The 16,181-nt window shown below is 67.5% G+C and carries 14 protein-coding genes; 8 read left to right on the forward strand and 6 right to left on the reverse strand.

Annotated features, from left to right (window positions below; all coding sequences use genetic code 11):
* Nucleotides 1-9: 9 nt before the first annotated feature.
* The 3 genes from H1Q64_RS03945 to H1Q64_RS03955 form a co-directional block, all read right to left on the reverse strand.
* Nucleotides 10-1,821: a glycosyl hydrolase family 17 protein gene (locus H1Q64_RS03945; protein WP_237904460.1), complete on the reverse strand. Its 1,812-nt coding sequence runs from the start codon at nucleotides 1,819-1,821 to the stop codon at nucleotides 10-12.
* 189 nt (nucleotides 1,822-2,010) lie between these two features.
* The gene (locus H1Q64_RS03950; RefSeq protein WP_237904461.1) at nucleotides 2,011-2,784 is read right to left on the reverse strand and encodes a ferredoxin--NADP reductase; all 774 of its coding nucleotides are present in this window, start codon (nucleotides 2,782-2,784) and stop codon (nucleotides 2,011-2,013) included.
* A 182-nt stretch (nucleotides 2,785-2,966) separates the two neighbouring features.
* Entirely contained in the window at nucleotides 2,967-4,409 is a 1,443-nt protein-coding gene (locus H1Q64_RS03955; protein WP_237904462.1) for a helix-turn-helix domain-containing protein, read from the reverse strand.
* Between the two features lie 188 nt (nucleotides 4,410-4,597).
* On the opposite strand from H1Q64_RS03955, the gene aceA reads away from it, so the two are divergent.
* Nucleotides 4,598-5,875: an isocitrate lyase gene (gene aceA, locus H1Q64_RS03960; RefSeq protein WP_145623284.1), complete on the forward strand. Its 1,278-nt coding sequence runs from the start codon at nucleotides 4,598-4,600 to the stop codon at nucleotides 5,873-5,875.
* 688 nt (nucleotides 5,876-6,563) lie between these two features.
* On the forward strand, nucleotides 6,564-7,127 hold the full coding sequence (locus tag H1Q64_RS03965) for a DJ-1/PfpI family protein (RefSeq protein ID WP_094301285.1): 564 nt from the start codon (nucleotides 6,564-6,566) through the stop codon (nucleotides 7,125-7,127).
* A gap of 139 nt (nucleotides 7,128-7,266) precedes the next feature.
* On the opposite strand, the gene H1Q64_RS03970 is transcribed toward H1Q64_RS03965, so the two are convergent.
* A complete protein-coding gene (locus H1Q64_RS03970; RefSeq protein WP_237904463.1) occupies nucleotides 7,267-9,261 on the reverse strand; it encodes a PAS domain-containing sensor histidine kinase in 1,995 nt (664 codons plus the stop codon).
* A gap of 240 nt (nucleotides 9,262-9,501) precedes the next feature.
* On the opposite strand from H1Q64_RS03970, the gene H1Q64_RS03975 reads away from it, so the two are divergent.
* From H1Q64_RS03975 to H1Q64_RS03995, 5 genes are all read left to right on the forward strand, one after another.
* Complete coding sequence (locus tag H1Q64_RS03975; RefSeq protein ID WP_237904464.1) at nucleotides 9,502-10,194, forward strand: sulfite oxidase-like oxidoreductase; 693 nt, start codon at nucleotides 9,502-9,504, stop codon at nucleotides 10,192-10,194.
* Between the two features lie 225 nt (nucleotides 10,195-10,419).
* A complete protein-coding gene (locus H1Q64_RS03980; protein WP_237904465.1) occupies nucleotides 10,420-12,141 on the forward strand; it encodes a 2-oxoacid:acceptor oxidoreductase subunit alpha in 1,722 nt (573 codons plus the stop codon).
* A gap of 20 nt (nucleotides 12,142-12,161) precedes the next feature.
* A complete protein-coding gene (locus H1Q64_RS03985; RefSeq protein ID WP_237904466.1) occupies nucleotides 12,162-13,004 on the forward strand; it encodes a 2-oxoacid:ferredoxin oxidoreductase subunit beta in 843 nt (280 codons plus the stop codon).
* Nucleotides 13,001-13,534 carry a ferritin-like domain-containing protein gene (locus tag H1Q64_RS03990; RefSeq protein WP_103040092.1) on the forward strand — a complete coding sequence of 178 codons (534 nt, stop codon included), beginning with the start codon at nucleotides 13,001-13,003 and terminating at the stop codon, nucleotides 13,532-13,534. Before H1Q64_RS03985 ends, H1Q64_RS03990 begins: the two co-directional genes overlap by 4 nt.
* A gap of 84 nt (nucleotides 13,535-13,618) precedes the next feature.
* Nucleotides 13,619-13,825 carry a DUF1289 domain-containing protein gene (locus tag H1Q64_RS03995; protein WP_237904467.1) on the forward strand — a complete coding sequence of 69 codons (207 nt, stop codon included), beginning with the start codon at nucleotides 13,619-13,621 and terminating at the stop codon, nucleotides 13,823-13,825.
* Between the two features lie 24 nt (nucleotides 13,826-13,849).
* Here H1Q64_RS03995 and H1Q64_RS04000 read toward each other — a convergent pair whose 3' ends face one another.
* On the reverse strand, nucleotides 13,850-14,317 hold the full coding sequence (locus H1Q64_RS04000) for a PA2169 family four-helix-bundle protein (RefSeq protein WP_149165499.1): 468 nt from the start codon (nucleotides 14,315-14,317) through the stop codon (nucleotides 13,850-13,852).
* Nucleotides 14,318-14,508: 191 nt separating this feature from the next.
* Here H1Q64_RS04000 and H1Q64_RS04005 point away from each other — a divergent pair, with 191 nt between their 5' ends.
* The gene (locus H1Q64_RS04005; RefSeq protein ID WP_014239055.1) at nucleotides 14,509-15,024 is read left to right on the forward strand and encodes a ferritin-like domain-containing protein; all 516 of its coding nucleotides are present in this window, start codon (nucleotides 14,509-14,511) and stop codon (nucleotides 15,022-15,024) included.
* A gap of 60 nt (nucleotides 15,025-15,084) precedes the next feature.
* On the opposite strand, the gene H1Q64_RS04010 is transcribed toward H1Q64_RS04005, so the two are convergent.
* Complete coding sequence (locus H1Q64_RS04010) at nucleotides 15,085-15,636, reverse strand: YgjV family protein (protein WP_237904468.1); 552 nt, start codon at nucleotides 15,634-15,636, stop codon at nucleotides 15,085-15,087.
* Nucleotides 15,637-16,181: the final 545 nt, after the last annotated feature.

Consider the following 16,181-nt stretch of genomic DNA (forward strand, 5'->3'; position numbering starts at 1 on the left):
GGGAACCGGTCACTGCCCGGCGATGCGGACCCACTGGTGGCCGGCGCGGGCGGTTTCGCCACAGCGGACGGCCAGAACGGCGGCGGCGTAGGGCACCGCCAGCAGAAGCTGAAGACCGGCCCAGGACAGCGCTTCCCAGTTCGGGCTGGTCCACACCACCTCGTGCAGGGCCTCCATGAAGGGAAGCTGCCCGTAGATCAGCGACTCCATCGGCACCACGCCTTCCGCCAGCACGGTCAGCAGCGCGCCGAGCAGCAGAAGGACGGCCAGCGCCGACTCCAGCGGCAGGCGGCGGACGGCGCCGCACAGGCCGCTCGCCGGAGCATCGGCCACCGGGACGGCGGGGCGGAACAGCCCGCCGATTCCCCAGGCGGCCAGCGCCCCCGTGCCCTCCGGACGCCGTGTTGCGCGCATGGCGCCGAGTGCCAACAGGCCGAGCGCCGGCAGGGCGAAGTACCCGTTGGGGAAGTCGCGGTAGCGCCCGTCGAATACGATCAGGAAGCTCCAGACGATCCCCAGCAGGGCGAGGGCCACGGCGGCGGCCTTGCCCACCGTCTCCAGCCGCGACAGCGCCGGACGGCCGCGCAGCGGGGCCAGCGGCTCCAGCGCCAGACCGCCGCTGCCCAGCGCGCGCCGGGCGGCCAGCAGGACGGCCATCGACAGCACGGCCGTCGCCGCCAGCATGACGACGGACAGCGCCACATCCTGCGGGTAATGCTTGCCGTGCAGGGCGCCCCAGACGGCGTGGACGAACAGGGTGGACAGCGCCTGCGCCAGGAAGGCCAGGGCGGCGAAGGCCCCGGCGGTCAGCGGACGGCCGCGCAGGGTCAGCCCGACGACCAGAAGCAGCGCGAGGACGGAGGAGACGCCGAACAGCATCGGCCATTGGCGGTTCTCCACCACCGGCCCGGCCAAGGCGAACTTCGCCTGACGGTCGGCGGTGTAGAGGCCCCAGTGGCCGCCCACCGTGCCCTCCAGCTTAGCCTTCCAGCCCTGGTCGAAGGCCTCGATCACGTTGTAGTCAAAGCCCTCCTGCTCGGCGAGGCGGACGAAGCCGTTGACGAACTTGGCCTTGTTGACCAGCCCGGTGACCGCGGCGCCGCGTGACCGGCCCTCCGTCGGCCAGCCGGTCTCGCCGACCAGGATCGGCTTGCCGGGGAAGCGCTGGGCGATCGTGCGGTAGCTGCCGCGGATGCGCTCCATGGCGCCGGCCACGTCGGTCGGCACGTCCTCCCAATAAGGCAGCAGGTGGATGGTCAGGTAATCGACATGATCCGCGATCTGCGGGTATTTCAGCCACCATTCCCAGACGTCGGCGTAGGACACCGGCTGCTTCACCGCCGCCTTCACGCGGTCGATGTAGCCGGCCACCTGCTCCGGCGTCAGCTCGCGGCGGAGAAGCACCTCGTTGCCGACGATCACGCGGGTGATGACGTCCGGGTAACGGTTGGCGAGGTCGATGAGGGAGGCGACCTCCTTCTCGTTTTTGTCCAGCCGCGACGACAGCCACGCCCCCATGGTGACCTGCATGCCGTGGCGACGCGCCAGCTCCGGCACCACCTCCAGCCCCTCCAGCGAGGTGTAGGTGCGCACCCCCGCCACCTGCGGGGCGAGGGCCGCCAGATCCTCGTCGATCTGCTCCACACTGGGGAAGGTCTGCGTCAGCGGGCTTTGCCCGTCGCGGAAGGGTGCGAAGGACACGCTTTTCAGCTTGCCGCCGGGCGGCGGGTCGAGCGGCACCGGCTGGTTCGGCAGCGACCAGACGGCAAAATTCGCGAGGCCGGCCACGAGCAGCACGGCGAGGATCGTGATGAGGCGCATGGAGGGGATGTCTACACCAAATGCGGGATCGGCAAAACGGTCTGGCGAAAAGGAAAACGGGCGCGCCCCTGGGAGGGAGGCGCGCCCGTCAAGGACCGGTCTGGCCCGATCGGGCCGACTGGAGTTGATGACGTGCCATCGTCACGATCCATCAACGAACCACAGCCCGCTTTATTCCAGCGATTCCGCTCAGCGTTCCACAAAAGCCTTTTCGATCACGTAATGACCGGGTTCGCCATTGTGGCCCATGGAGAAGCCCAGCTCGTTCATGATGCCGCTGGTCTCGTCGAGCATGGCCGGGCTGCCGCAGATCATCACGCGGTCGACCTCGCGGTCGAAGGGGGCCAGCCCGACGTCGGAGAACAGCTTGCCGTTGCGGATCAGGTCGGTGATGCGGCCCTGGTTGCGGAACGGCTCGCGCGTCACGGTCGGGTAATAGATCAGCTTCTGCGTCACGTCCTCCCCGAAGAACTCGTTCTCCGGCAGGACGGTGTTGATGATGTCGGCGTACGCCAACTCGCCCACCGTACGCGTCGTGTGGGTCAGGATCACCTTGTCGAACCGGGCGTACATCTCCGGGTCCTTGATGATGCTGAGGAACGGGGCGAGGCCCGTGCCGGTGCTGAGCAGGTACAGGTTGCGGCCCGGCAGCAGGTTGTCGGTGACCAGCGTGCCCGTCGCCTTGCGGTTGACCAGCAGCGTGTCGCCTTCCTTGAGGTGCTGGAGGCGCGAGGTCAGCGGGCCGTCCTGCACCTTGATCGAGAAGAACTCCAGCGTCTCCTCGTAGCTGGCGCTGACCAGGCTGTACGCGCGCAGCAGCGGCCGGCCGTTCACCTCCAGGCCGATCATGGTGAACTGTCCGGGATCGAAACGGAACGAGGGATCGCGCGTGGTGGTGAAGCTGAACAGCGTGTCCGTCCAGTGGTGAACGCGCAGGACGCGCTCATGAATCAGATTGCTCATGGAATCCGCAGGTCCGTTTCGGTGACCGGCATGCTGTGGCCGGTGTCGTTTCAGAAGCCAAGCCGTGCCGCATTGCAGCACACTTCTTTAACAACAAATTCGTCAACAGACCACTAATTTATACCAACAATTTTGTTGTGGCTTTTCAGTTACCACAAGGCGGCATTGCCAAATAAACGGCCTTACTCTCCCGCCGGCGGGGCGAAGAGGTAAGGCGACAAACCGCGCAGATTCTCATCGACAATCAGGCGATGGTTCAGCGGTGGGAAGGCGCGTTGCGAGCAGTCCAGCCGCGGGCAGAGCCGGCAATTCACACCGATGGGCGTCGCCGCCTCGGTGTTTTCCAGATCCACACCATCCGCATAGGTGATCTGCGCCGCGTGCTGAAGGTCGCAGCCCAGCGCGATGGCGAATTGCTGCGGCGGGCTGCGGAAGCCGCCGCCGGCCTTCACCACCGTGCGGGCGATGGAGAAATAGGTGGTGCCGTCGGGCATCTGGGCCAGCTGGCTGTGAATCTTTCCCGGCGTGCGGAAGGCCTCGTAGACGATCCAGCGGGCGCAGCCGCCGCCGAAGCGCGCCAGATGGAAGCCGGCGCCGGAAAAGCGCTTGGACACGTTGCCGGCGCTGTCCACCCGCATCAGGAAGAAGGGAACGCCCTTCGCCCCCGGCCGCTGCAGCGTGGTCAGCCGCTGGCAGACCTGCTCGAACGAGGCATCGAACCGGCGCCGTAATATTTCGATATCGTATCGAACCTGATTGGCCGCCTCCCAGAAGCGGGCGTAGGGCATCACCACCGCCGCCGCGAAATAGTTGGCCAGCCCGATGCGGGCCAGGCGCCGCGCCTCGTCGCCGGTCAGACCCGACGCCTCCACGATGTGGTTCAGCAGATCGCGGTGGCGCAGCAGGGCGATCTGGCAGGCGAGCTGGAAGTTGCGGCCGGACGGCGCCAGCATCTCCGACAGCAGGATGCGCCGCCCGTGCCGGTCGAACCGGCGCACCGCATAGCCCATGATGTCGGAGGGCAGCAGCCGGACGCGGACGCTGTGGTTGTTCAGCAGATAGTCGGTCAGGCCCCGGTAGAGGTCGCCCTTCTCCAGCCGGCCCTCCTGCCACAGCTCCTCCGCCGCCGCCTCAAGCTCGGCGAAGTGGTTGGAATGGGCCTGGAAGAGGTCGCGCACCTCGTCCTGCGGGAAGGAGGAGGTCTGGACCAGATGCAGCTTCTCGCGGTCGGCGACCCGTTCCGACAGGGTCTGCAGGTCGTCGCGGCTGGTGCGGAAGGCGCGGTAGAGCGCCACCACCGCCTGCCCCAGCGTCGGGGCGACCGCCGCCAGTTCGCGGAAGTCCTGGTTCTTGATGTCGGAGCCGTCGAACAAAGGATCGGCGAACACCTCGCGCAGGCCGGCGACGAGGCGGCTTTCCTCGTCCTCCGCGAAGCTCTGCAGATCCACCCCGAATTGCTGCCCAAGCTTCAGCAGAAGCGGCACGGTGACCGGGCGCTGGTTGTGCTCGATCAGGTTCAGGTAGCTGGGGGAGATGCCCAACTGCTCGGCCATCTGGGCCTGGGTCAGCCCATGGTCGCGGCGCAGCCGACGCACCTTCGGACCCAGCATCGCCTTCTTGTCCATGACCACCCGAACTCCAGCTGAGCAGATTTACAATATTTACTGATTTACAGAACTTTTCTGACGGCAGTTTACAAACAGACCCTTTTACAAACAAGGGCATGTTGCAAGGCAGCGAAGGCCGTTTTAGTTGTTTTGTCAGGGCAGCGCTCAAAAGCAGCGCAACGGTGACGAAAAGAAGGAAAACGACCATGTCGCTCGATGAAAAGACCAAGGCCGCTCTCCGCGCCGCGCGCTTCGAAGGCATCAAGCGCGATTACACCCAGGACGACGTGAAGCGCCTCAGCGGCTCGGTCAAGATCGAGTACACGCTGGCCGAGATGGGCGCGCAGCGCCTGTGGGAGCTGCTGAACACCGAGCCGTACATCAACACGCTGGGCGCCCTGACCGGCAACCAGGCGATGCAGGCGGTGAAGGCCGGCCTCAAGGCCATCTACCTGTCGGGCTGGCAGGTCGCCGGCGACGCCAACCTGGCCGGCCAGATGTACCCGGACCAGAGCCTGTACCCGGCCAACTCGGTGCCGGCGGTGGTCGAGCGCATCAACAACACCTTCAAGCGCGCCGACGAGATCCAGACCGCCGAGGGCAAGGGCGACACCTACTGGTTCGCGCCGATCATCGCGGATGCCGAGGCCGGCTTCGGCGGCCCGCTGAATGTCTTCGAGCTGATGAAGGCGATGATCAAGGCCGGCGCCTCGGGCGTCCACTTCGAGGACCAGCTCGCGTCGGAGAAGAAGTGCGGCCATCTCGGCGGCAAGGTGCTGATCCCCACGCAGCAGCACATCCGCACGCTGAACGCCGCCCGTCTGGCCGCCGACACCATGGGCACCTCGACCATCGTGCTCTGCCGCACCGACGCGGAGTCCGCTCAGCTCATCACTTCCGACGTTGACGAGCGCGACCATCCCTTCATCGACTTCGACGCCGGCCGCACCTCGGAGGGCTTCTTCCGCCTGAAGAAGGGCACGGGTGTCGAGCATTGCATCGCCCGCGGCCTGTCCTACGCCCCCTACTCCGACCTGCTGTGGTGGGAGACCTCGCGTCCGAACCTGGAGGAGGCCAAGCGCTTCGCCGAGGCGATCCGCAAGGAGTTCCCGAACAAGCTGCTGGCCTACAACTGCTCGCCGAGCTTCAACTGGAAGGCCAACCTGGACGAGGCGGACATCGCCAAGTTCCAGCGCGAGATCGGCGCCATGGGCTACAAGTTCCAGTTCGTGACGCTGGCCGGCTTCCACAGCCTGAACTACTCGGCCTTCAAGCTGGCCAAGGGCTACGCGGCGCGCGGCATGGCCGCCTACTCGGAGCTGCAGGAGGCGGAATTCGCGGCGGAAGCCGAGGGCTACACCGCGACCAAGCACCAGCGCGAGGTCGGCACCGGCTACTTCGACGCGGTCGCCACGGCGATCTCGGGCGGCCAGTCCTCCACCACCGCCTACAAGGACTCCACCGAGGCCGATCAGTTCCATTGATCCAACAGCAGGGCGCGTCCGGTTCCATCCGCCGGACGCGCCCGCCTCGAACGAGACAGCACTTTGCCCCGCAAAGTGTGAAAGGGTCATACGGCCGCCCATCGCGGCAGCCTCCCCGGCTCGGGCCGTATGACCGGTTTGCGCCGATCCTCCGGACGGTTGGCTTCGGCCCTCCGCCCCGGTGACCGGTGGTTCCCGATCCGGTGTGCGAGCCGGATCTCTTCGAACGGCTGACGCTATTGACTTCAAACGGCCGGGGGTCCGCCCCCGGCCGCTTCTTTTTGCGCCAACCCGCTTTCCTTACGACCATTCGTTGTCACAGCCGCGCCATGACGGCATGGCTGACCTGCGCCATCCCAACCGACACCATCGGGAAATCGTGATTAAGTCTTGAGCGCGACCGCGAAATTGCCGCGTCGGTAGCCCTGCCCGACGGTGGGGAAGCTGCGTTGCAGTGCGGAATAAGCCATTGACTTGGGACCTCGTTGCCGCCACTTGTGTTCCATGCTCACCACAAACCGATCAGGGGCGTGACCGCCCCCCCGCCGGACCTCACCTGACGAGGGCCGGCTGCGGGTTCCATCGCCGCGCAAGTCTTTGCGCGGCGTGCGCCGTTTCTTTTCCCCGACGGCGCATTCCTCGGCGATGGCCCGCACACACTGGTTGAACGATGAAAGGACAAGACAGTATGGATCAACCCCTCGCAGGAAAGAGCATTGCCATTCTCGTCGCCAACGGCTTTGAGGAACTGGAGATGACGGAGCCGCAACGGGCTCTCCTCAAGACCGGCGCTACTCTTCGTACGATTTCTCCCGAGCAGGGACTGGTGAACGGCTGGCACGGCAAGTCCTGGGGCCATTACTTCCCGGTGGACAAGCAGGTCGGCGAGGTTCTGGGTGCCGACTATGACATGCTGCTGCTGCCGGGTGGCGAGCGCAGCGTCACCAAGCTTCAGCAGAGCGCCCACACCCGCCGCATCGTCGGCCATTTCCTGGACGCCGGCAAGCCGATCGCCGCGATCGACCAGGGCATCCAGCTCCTGGCCATCCCGGGCAAGCTGAAGGGCCGCACTCTGGCCGCCCCCGAGGCCGTCCGCGCCGAGCTGGAAGCCGCCGGCGGCAAGATCAGCGACGAGGCCCTGGTGGTGGACAACGTGACCATCACGGCGCTGGGCCATGACGAGCTGGCCGCCTTCGTCGAGCAGGTCGTCAAGGTCTTCTCCGAGGCTGCCGCCGTCCGCAAGGCCGCCTAAGGCCAAGCCAGCGCGCCTCGACAGGCCGCCCGTCTTTCCTGCGGGTTTCGTCTTGTGAGTCCACGGCCGCCGCGCCTCCAGCGCGCGCGGCCGTTGCGCGTTTCAAGGCACGCGTTTCGGCGCGTGTCGTTTCCGGCCTTCAGGGCCGTCGCATTCCCCCACCGACCCGGCAGGGCGGGAAGGTCAGGCGCACGGTCGTTCCGGCCCCGAGCCGGCTGTCGATGTGGAAGGTGCCGCCGTGCAGCGCGATCAACGCGCGGGTCAGCGGCAGCCCCAGGCCGGAGCCGCGCTCCGCCCCCCGGTCGCGGCCCGGATTGTGGCCATGCACCTGCCCGAAGGCGTCCAACGCCACTGGAATTTGTTCGGGGCGCATGCCGATGCCGTTGTCGGCGACGGTCAGCGCGATGCCGCCATCCTCCGTCAGCTCCGCACCCACCCGCACGCGCCCGTCCTTGGCGGGGGCGAACTTGATGGCGTTGCCGATCAGGTTGGTCAGCATCTGCCGGATCTGCGAGGCGTCGCCGTGCAGGCTCGGCAGATCGTCGGGAATTTCCATGCACAGCGCGACTGCCGCCTCGCACGCCCGCGGCTGCATCATGCCGAAGGTCAGATCGACCAGCAGGGACAGGTTGCAGGCCTCCTCGTGCAGGTCCATCCGCCCCGCCTCGATCCGCGCGAGGTCGAGCAGGTTGTTGATGAGGTCCAGCATGTAGACGCCGGCCGCCGCGATCTGCCCGGCATATTCGCGGTAGCGCGGGTTGTTCGGCCCCATCATCTCGTCATGGATGATTTGGGCGAAGCCGAGCACGGCGTTCAGCGGCGTGCGCAGCTCGTGGCTCAGATGGTGGACATAGTCGGACTTGCGCTGGTTGGCCTGTTCGGCCTCGTCGCGGGCGGCGCTCAACTCAGCCTCGCGGGCTTTCAGATCGGTGATGTCGGCGCGGATGCCGACGGTTCCGCCCTCGTGCGTCCGCCACTCCTCGATGCGGATCCAGCGCCCGTCGTGAAGCTGAACCTCCATGGGGGCGCCGGCGCCGCGGTGCTGCTCGATGCGCCGCCCGATCCAGCCCTCCAGATCGCCGTCCGGCACCTGATAGACGCCGCGCTCCACCCCGCCGCGCAGCACCTCCTCGAACCGGGCGCCCGGCGTGATGAGGTCGGTGTTGGCGGAAAACAGCTCCCGATAACGCCCGTTGCACAGCACCAGCCGGTCCTGGGCGTCGTACAGAACGAAGCCCTCGGTGATGCATTCGATGGCGTCGGACAGCAGATGATGGGCGCGCCGGGCCGCGCTTTCCGCCAGCACCCGCTCCGTGACGTTGCGGATGCTGCACATCACGCGGTCGCTGTCGGGCAGGGCGACCAGCCGCGCCTCGAAGAATTTGGTGCCCGCCATCTGTCCAGCCCCGGTCTGGCCGGCCCCCGTCTGGCCAGGAGGCGGCGGCAGGGAGAAATCCAGGCCGATGACCGTTTGCCCTTCGTTCAGCCGGCCGAGCGCCGCGGCCAGCATCCCGGCGGCGGGATCGGGCAGCACCTCCTGCACGCGGTGCGCCAGGAAGCGCTCGGCGGGGACGTTCAGGTCGCCTGGGCTGGCGGCGGCGAAGTCGAGGATGGTGCCATCGCGCAGCAGTTCGAAGCGGATGTCGGGATAGGCGTAGGACAGCGCGATGAGCTGCTCGTTCAGCCGCATCATCTCCTGCCGGGCGCCGCTGTCGGCGGGGGCTTCGGCCAGGATCAGCCCGCTCGGGCGCGGCGCCGGAACCAGCCGGAGGTCCACCTCCAGCGGCAGGGTAAGGGGGGCGTGGACGGTCGCCCGCGCGTCCACCGCCCGCCCCGCGGCGGCCTGCTCCAACGCGGCGGGGAACCGGCTGGACAGGCTGACCCGGACGGCGGCGGCGGGCGCGTCGCGCTCCAGGCCGATCAGCGCGCGGGCGGCGCCGTTCAGCCATACGGTCAACCCATCAGGACGGAGCAGCCACAGCGGCGTGGCGAGCGCGTCCAGCCATTGCAATCCCGCTGCTTCTTCCGGGGCCATGTCCAGCTCGTCCTTCTCCAGCCGGGCCCGTCCCAGCCCGGAGGGCGCCGCATTGGTTTGCGGGGCGACGGGCAGGGCGGTGGTCATGGGCGGCAACATGGCAGGTAATGCATAGCGGACATGCTACCAGAGCAAGGCAGGGCGTGAACAGGGGCAGGGCAACCGTCCGAACCGTCTATTTCCGGCCCAACCATGGAAAATGGGACGGAAGGGTAGCGGATCAGCCTTTCGCACCGCAAGAAACCGCGGGATCGGCGCTGACACCGGCCCCCATCCATGCATAAATCCGTACCGGTCACCAGAGACATTGCTGCCGATCCACCCCTTCGGAGGACCGCCATGGCCGACGAGCTTCCTCAAGATGGCCCGCAGGACGTGCCACAGGACGGTCGGATCCGCGACAAGCTGATCGCCACCAAGGAGCAATGGGCGCGGGAGGGCCGGGGCCTGACCGGGGAGACCGCCGACCCGGCGCGCGACCGCCTGCCGCCGGGCCAGCGCCTGGTGGAGACCTGGCCGGTGCTCGACCTCGGCATCGTTCCGCGGGTGAGCGAGGCGAACTGGACCTTGGCGGTGGACGGGCTGGTCGACACCCCCGTCACCTGGAGTTGGGCGGACCTGCAGGCCCAGCCGCGGGAGCGCGTCGTATCCGACATTCACTGCGTCACCACATGGTCGCGCTACGACAACCAATGGGACGGGGTATCCACGCGTCACCTGCTGTCGGTCGTCCAGCCGCAGCCGGAGGCGCGCTTCGTCCTCTGCCACTCCTCGGACGGCTACACCACAAACCTGCCGTTGGAGGCCTTCGCGGCGGAGGACGCGCTGCTCGCCACCGGTTGGGAGGGCCAGCCGATCAGCCGCGACCATGGCGGACCCGTCCGAGTCGTCGTGCCGAAGCTCTATTTCTGGAAAAGCGCCAAGTGGGTGAAGCGAATCGAGTTCCTGGCGGAGGATCGCCGCGGCTATTGGGAGGTCCGCGGTTATCACAATGACGCCGACCCCTGGCGGGAAGAACGCTACAGCGAGTAGCGTGCGACGGCGCCCGCCATTCCGGACCAGAAACAATCCCGGCAACAGTCGGTGCCAAGGGATGGCCGTTAACGGGCAAGATTTGGTCAGACCTTTCCATGACGTGACTTCGCAAAATCGTGACGTCTTTCGTCTGATTTGCGCCAGATCATTCCCCTGTTCCGCAATGCTGACGTAGCCGTACAGGCGTCGGGCGACTCACATTCGGACGCAAGGGATTAACCAATGACAGTGGACTCGGTCACGATTGCCCTGGTGGGCAGCGGTGGCGCCGGCGCGATGACCGCCGGACAGATGCTGCTGGATGCCGCCGCCAACGTGGGATGGTACGGATTGATGTCGCGGTCCACCGGCCCGCAGATCCGTGGCGGCGAGGCCGCCGCCCTCGTTCGCCTGTCGCCGACACCCGTTCACGGTCCGGGGGACCGTTTCGACATCATCATCGCCTTCGACTGGCAGAATGTGGAGCGCTTCGCGGCCGAGCTTCCCCTGTCGGAGAAGAGCGTCATCATCACCGACCCCAGCCAGGGCGAGGTGCCCGCGGTCCTGGCCGCCAGCGGCGCCAAACAGGTCGAGCTGCCGATCAAGGAGCTGGCCGGGCGCATCCCCGGCGGGCGCGTCAACATGGTGGGGCTGGGCGCCGTTGCGGCGATCGTCGGCCTGCCGCGCGCCGGCATCGACGCGGTGATCCAGAAGGCGCTGGGCAAGAAGGGCGACGCCGCCATCCAGGCGTCCAACGCCGGCATCGACGCCGGATCCAAGGAGGCCGCCGGCTGGAACCTCGGCCTGGAGCTGGCCGCCCCCAACAAGGAGGGCGCCACCCGCTGGAACATCTCCGGCAACGAGGCCGCCGGGCTGGGCGCGCTGAAGGGCGGGGTGAAGTTCTGCGCCGCCTACCCGATCACCCCCGCGACCGAGATCCTGGAATGGCTGGCCCCCAACCTCGCCAAGACCGGCGGCAAGCTGGTCCAGGCGGAGGATGAGCTGGCCTCCATCGCCATGTGCCTGGGCGCCTCCTTCAGCGGCGTGCCCTCGATCACCGCGACCGCCGGTCCCGGCCTGTCGCTGATGACCGAATGCATCGGCCTGGGTGTGGCCTCCGAAACCCCGGTGGTGATCGTCGACGTGCAGCGCGGCGGCCCGTCCACCGGCATCCCGACCAAGTCCGAACAGTCCGACCTGAACATCGCCGTCTACGGCCTCCACGGCGACGCCCCGCATCTGGTGGTCGGCCCGACCTCCATCGGCGACTGCCTGTTCACCACCCAGTGGGCGGTGCATCTGGCCGAGGCCCTGCAGACCCCGGCGATCGTGCTGTCCGATCAGGCGATGGGCCAGTCCCGCGCCATCGTCGACAAGCCGGCCGACGCCCCCCACAAGGCCAACCGTCTGCTGGCGACCGATCTCGGCGGCGAGGGCAAGTACAAGCGCTACGCCGATACCGAATCGGGCGTCTCCCCCGCCGCCATCCCCGGCATGCCGGGCGGCGAGCACACCGCCGACGGACTGGAGCATGCGGAGAACGCCCTGCCCTCCTCGCAGGCGTCCGATCACCAGAAGCAGCTCGACAAGCGCCTGCGCAAGCTGACCTCCCACGACTACGGCGACGCCTGGGCCGACATCGAGGGCGAGGGCGAGATCGCCGTCGTCACCTGGGGCTCCGCCACCGGCCCGTCGCGCGAGGCGGTGCGCCGGCTGGAGGCCGCCGGCACCAAGGCCCGGCTGGTCGCCATCCGCCTGATCTCCCCGGTCCAGCCGGCCAAGCTGGCCGCGGCGCTGGACGGCGTCTCCAAGGTCCTGGTCGTCGAGCAGACGCACGGCGCCCAGTTCCACAAGTTCCTCCGCGGGCATTACGACCTGCCGGGCAAGGTGTCGGTGTTCAGCCGCCCCGGCCCGCTGCCGATCCGCGCCCGTGAGGTTCACGAGACGCTTCTTTCCCTGATCTGACCGGCCGGAGCACGAAATCCATGGATACCCATCTGACCGACGATGTCGTGGGCCCGCTGCCCGGCGACTACAAGTCCGACGTGAAGCCCATCTGGTGCCCCGGCTGCGGCGACTATTCCGTGCTGGCCGGCATCACCCGCGCCATGGCGAACATGGGGCTGGAGCGTCACGACACCGTCGTGGTGTCGGGCATCGGCTGCTCGTCGCGCATCCCCGCCTACACCAGCGTCTACGGCTACCACACGGTGCATGGCCGCTCGCTGGCCGTGGCCTCCGGCGTCAAGCTGGCGCGGCCGGAGCTGAACGTGCTGATCTTCGGCGGCGACGGCGACGGCTTCTCGATCGGCGGCAACCACTTCCTGCACGCCTGCCGCCGCAACGTCGACATGACCTACATCGTCATGGACAATCAGGTCTACGGCATGACCAAGGGCCAGGCCTCGCCGACCACCGAGGCCGACTGGTGCGAGTCGAAGCTGACCCCGGAAGGGCCGGGCGTCAACCCGATCCAGCCGGTCGCCCTGGCGCTGGCCTGCGGCGCGAACTTCGTCGCCCGCGGCTTCTCCAACAACCCGAACGAGGTTGCCCGCCTGATCGTGGAAGGCGTGAAGCACCCCGGCTTCTCGGTCATCCATATCCTGTCCCCCTGCGTCACCTTCCGCCCCGAGCAGCGCGGCTGGAAGAGCACGGTCCATCCCTACGGCCGCGAGCCGACGGACGACCCGAACGAGGCGATGCGCGCCGTCCTTGAGGACGACGGGTTCGGCCTCGGCATCTTCCTCGCCGGCAACCGCCGTCCGTTCCAGCCGGGATCGACGGCCACCCACAGCATCGCCCAGATCGAAGAGGGGTTCGCGGTATGAAGACGAAAGTCCTGAACGGGGCCGCCAACGTCGGTCTGTTCCTGGCCCACGCGCTGGCGCTGGAGATCGAGGCGGCGGAGCGCTACACCGAACTGGCCGACAGCATGGAGGCCCACAACAATGTGGAGGTCGCCAAGCTGTTCCGTGATCTGTCCACCTACTCGGCCAAGCATGCCGAAGAGGTGAAGCAGATCGCCAGGGAGCACGGCGCGCTGCCCAAGGTCGCCCCCTGGGAGTTCCAGTGGGACGCCACCACGGAGTCGCCTGAAGCCGCGGCTTTCGAGAACGCCCATTATCTGATGAAGCCGCACCACGCGCTGAAGATGGCGCTGCTGAGCGAGCATCAGGGCAACAACTATTACGCCTCGGTCGCCGCCGAGACGAAGGACCCGGAGGTTGCCCGCCTCGCCCGCGAGTTCGCGGAGGAGGAGGCCGGCCACGTCGCCCTGGTCCGCAAGTGGCTGGAGCGCTACCCGGCTCCGAAGGACGACTGGTCGGACGATCCCGACCCGCCCAACATCTCCGACTAAAACGATTGGGATTGAGGCGGGGCACCGCCGGATGGTAAGGACGGGACGGCCCAGCGCCGTCCCGCTTCCTTTTGGCCTTTGGTAATGACCACCGGAACCTCCGACACCGCGCCCGCTGTCCCCGTCCCGTCCCCCTGCGTCAGCGTGTGCAAGCTGACCGCCGACCGCGCCTATTGCATCGGCTGCCTGCGCACGCTGGAGGAAATCCGCGGCTGGAAGCACATGGACGCCGACCAGAAGCGCGCCCTGCTGGCCGAACTGGAGAACCGGCAGGCCGCCGCCGCGGAGTGACCGTCCCTCGATCGGTGTCTTATGTCAGGCCGCGGCGCCGCGCAGCAGGGTCATGCGGTCGCGGTCGGCGCGGATGCGGTCGAGATGCTGCACCGCCACGGCAGTGATCGGCAGGGGCAGTTCCTTGGCCAAGGCCTCCTCGTAGGCACGGACGCATTCGCCCTCGCCGCGCTGCACCTCGGCCAGGATCGCCTCGCGGTCGTGGCCCAGCACATTGGTCTTGAGTTCCAAAAAGAAGCGGTGCGCGCCGCCCATCACGGTGCCGCCCATGTCCGGCGCCCCGCCCTGCTCGGCGACGAGGCGCTGCACCTCGCGCACGATGGCGCCGCGCTGGGCCGCCAGATCGTTGAACAGGGCCTTCAGATCCTCGTCCTCCAAGGCTTCCGCGGCCTGACGATAGGCTTCGTGGCTGTCCTCGACGATGCGGATCAGATCGTTGAGGGTGTCGACGATCTGGTCTTTTCCCATCATGGCCGGTTCATTTGCCGACATGGCCGCTCCCTCCCCTGGCAGTCTGCCCATCCGCTTTGAAAAACCTCCCGCCCCGGTGAAGGTTCCTTGATGCATCCGAAGGGTGCTCCGCTTGGTCAGGCCGCATCGTCCGATGGTGACGAACCGCTGCTCCGCCTGTTGTCGGTCCATCCCCAATGGACTGTCCGATAACGCAACGAGGGAGAGGACCTGTGGCCAACACCACCAAGGAAACCCTGATCGACTGGCTCCGCGACGCCCACGCCATGGAGAGCCAGGCCGTCGAGATGCTGGAGCGGCAGGCGGAGCGCATCAAGAACTACCCGGACGTCCTCGCCAAGGTGCAGGAGCACATCGAGGTGTCGAACCGGCAGGCCGACCGGCTGAAGCAGTGCCTGCAGCGTCTGGGCACCGACACCTCGGCCATCAAGACCGGCGTCGCCATGCTGATCGGCAACGCCCAGTCGCTGTCCGGTGTGGTGGCGTCCGACGAGATCGTGAAGGCGTCGATCTTCGACTATTCCTTCGAGCATTTCGAGATCGCCAACTACCGCGCCCTGATCTCCGCCGCGGAGCAGGCCGGGGAGCCGGAGATCGCCCGCATGCTGCAGCCCAGCCTGGACGAGGAGTTGGAGATGGCGGCGTGGCTGGAACAGCGCCTGCCGCAGCTCACCAAGACCTATCTGGAGCGCCGGGAAACCGCCGGCACCGCCGAAGCGAAGCGCTGATCCCAACATCTCGCTTACGAGACCGCGCCGGGGCGCCGTCCCCGGCGCGGTTTCCGTTCGTCAATGCACAGCCAGCGCCGATTGCCGGCGCACCGCCGGGCGGGCGCGCCACAGGCTGAGCAGATGGCCGGACAACGTCATCGCGTCCGACGCCAGCCCGAAGGCCGAGCCGGCCAGCGCGTTGTGGCCGGCCCCGACCACCGTCGAGGACAGGAAGAACATCCGCATCCGCCCGACCGTGCTCTGCCAGCGCCCGATGGTTCCCAGGATGAAGCCTGCCGCCGACAGGGCGGACATCGGCCCCTGCCACGTCGCCGCCGCGACGGCCAGTGCCGCCGGGACGGTCAGTGCGAACAGCACGCCCAGCCAGCGCGGACGCCGTTCCGGATAGGCGGCGGCCATCTGCACGAGGCCGAGCGCGCACATCAGCATCCCCGTATGGGCACCCAGAGCGAAGAAGTGGACGACGAACAACGCGCCGGCCCCGGCCTGCGCGGTCAGGATCGCCCGCCGGTCCTGCAGCAGCGTGGACAGCACGCCCAACGCCAGACCGGCAAGCCCGCTCACCGCGACCAGCGACAGGGACGGCAGGTAGTGCAACAGGAAAACCATGGATAACGCCTTCACCCTTCGGAAAATGCTGCGCCGCAGCAAAAGGCCGCGGCGAAGGGGGCGGACGCTAGGCGCGGATGGTTAACCGGCTGTGAATCGGGGTGTGATCAAGAGTGGGCGTCCCGTCCCGCCGCACTGACTCGGGATAAAGGCAAAAAGCGTTTAATGCCAACGATCTCGCGACCCATGGCCTGACCATGGGCATACCCCTGTGGTCGGGGGCACCCCATGGGCATTTCACCTTTGCGACGTTTCCCCGGAACGGCCGGGCCGTCATTCTTCGCACCGCAAGATGACACGCCCAACAACACACGCTCTCGACGCCGTGCCTTCCCGAAACGCCGTGCCTGAGACGCCTCTGGAATAAGACGCTCTGGATGAGATGCCCTATGACCCAGCTGACGAAACGGGACGCCGCACGTCTTCCCGCACCACCCACCTGTTGCCATTGCGGGAAACCTTTGCGGGCCGGGGAACCGCATTGGGCCGGCGATAGCGAGAACCGCCCTTGGCATTATGGCTGCGCCGAGCGGGTCGGCCTGACC

Origin of the sequence: Azospirillum brasilense (assembly GCF_022023855.1) — a bacterium.
GTDB classification, from domain to species: domain Bacteria; phylum Pseudomonadota; class Alphaproteobacteria; order Azospirillales; family Azospirillaceae; genus Azospirillum; species Azospirillum brasilense_F.

Coding starts and splice junctions, on each gene's coding strand:
- H1Q64_RS03985 (WP_237904466.1), top strand. CDS start 12,162: ATGGATACCCATCTGACCGACGATGTCGTGGGCCCGCTGCCCGGCGAC.
- H1Q64_RS03950 (WP_237904461.1), bottom strand. CDS start 2,784: ATGAGCAATCTGATTCATGAGCGCGTCCTGCGCGTTCACCACTGGACG.
- H1Q64_RS03995 (WP_237904467.1), top strand. CDS start 13,619: ATGACCACCGGAACCTCCGACACCGCGCCCGCTGTCCCCGTCCCGTCC.
- H1Q64_RS04010 (WP_237904468.1), bottom strand. CDS start 15,636: ATGGTTTTCCTGTTGCACTACCTGCCGTCCCTGTCGCTGGTCGCGGTG.
- H1Q64_RS03970 (WP_237904463.1), bottom strand. CDS start 9,261: ATGTTGCCGCCCATGACCACCGCCCTGCCCGTCGCCCCGCAAACCAAT.
- H1Q64_RS03990 (WP_103040092.1), top strand. CDS start 13,001: ATGAAGACGAAAGTCCTGAACGGGGCCGCCAACGTCGGTCTGTTCCTG.
- aceA (WP_145623284.1), top strand. CDS start 4,598: ATGTCGCTCGATGAAAAGACCAAGGCCGCTCTCCGCGCCGCGCGCTTC.
- H1Q64_RS04000 (WP_149165499.1), bottom strand. CDS start 14,317: ATGTCGGCAAATGAACCGGCCATGATGGGAAAAGACCAGATCGTCGAC.
- H1Q64_RS03980 (WP_237904465.1), top strand. CDS start 10,420: ATGACAGTGGACTCGGTCACGATTGCCCTGGTGGGCAGCGGTGGCGCC.
- H1Q64_RS03965 (WP_094301285.1), top strand. CDS start 6,564: ATGGATCAACCCCTCGCAGGAAAGAGCATTGCCATTCTCGTCGCCAAC.
- H1Q64_RS03945 (WP_237904460.1), bottom strand. CDS start 1,821: ATGCGCCTCATCACGATCCTCGCCGTGCTGCTCGTGGCCGGCCTCGCG.
- H1Q64_RS03955 (WP_237904462.1), bottom strand. CDS start 4,409: ATGGACAAGAAGGCGATGCTGGGTCCGAAGGTGCGTCGGCTGCGCCGC.
- H1Q64_RS03975 (WP_237904464.1), top strand. CDS start 9,502: ATGGCCGACGAGCTTCCTCAAGATGGCCCGCAGGACGTGCCACAGGAC.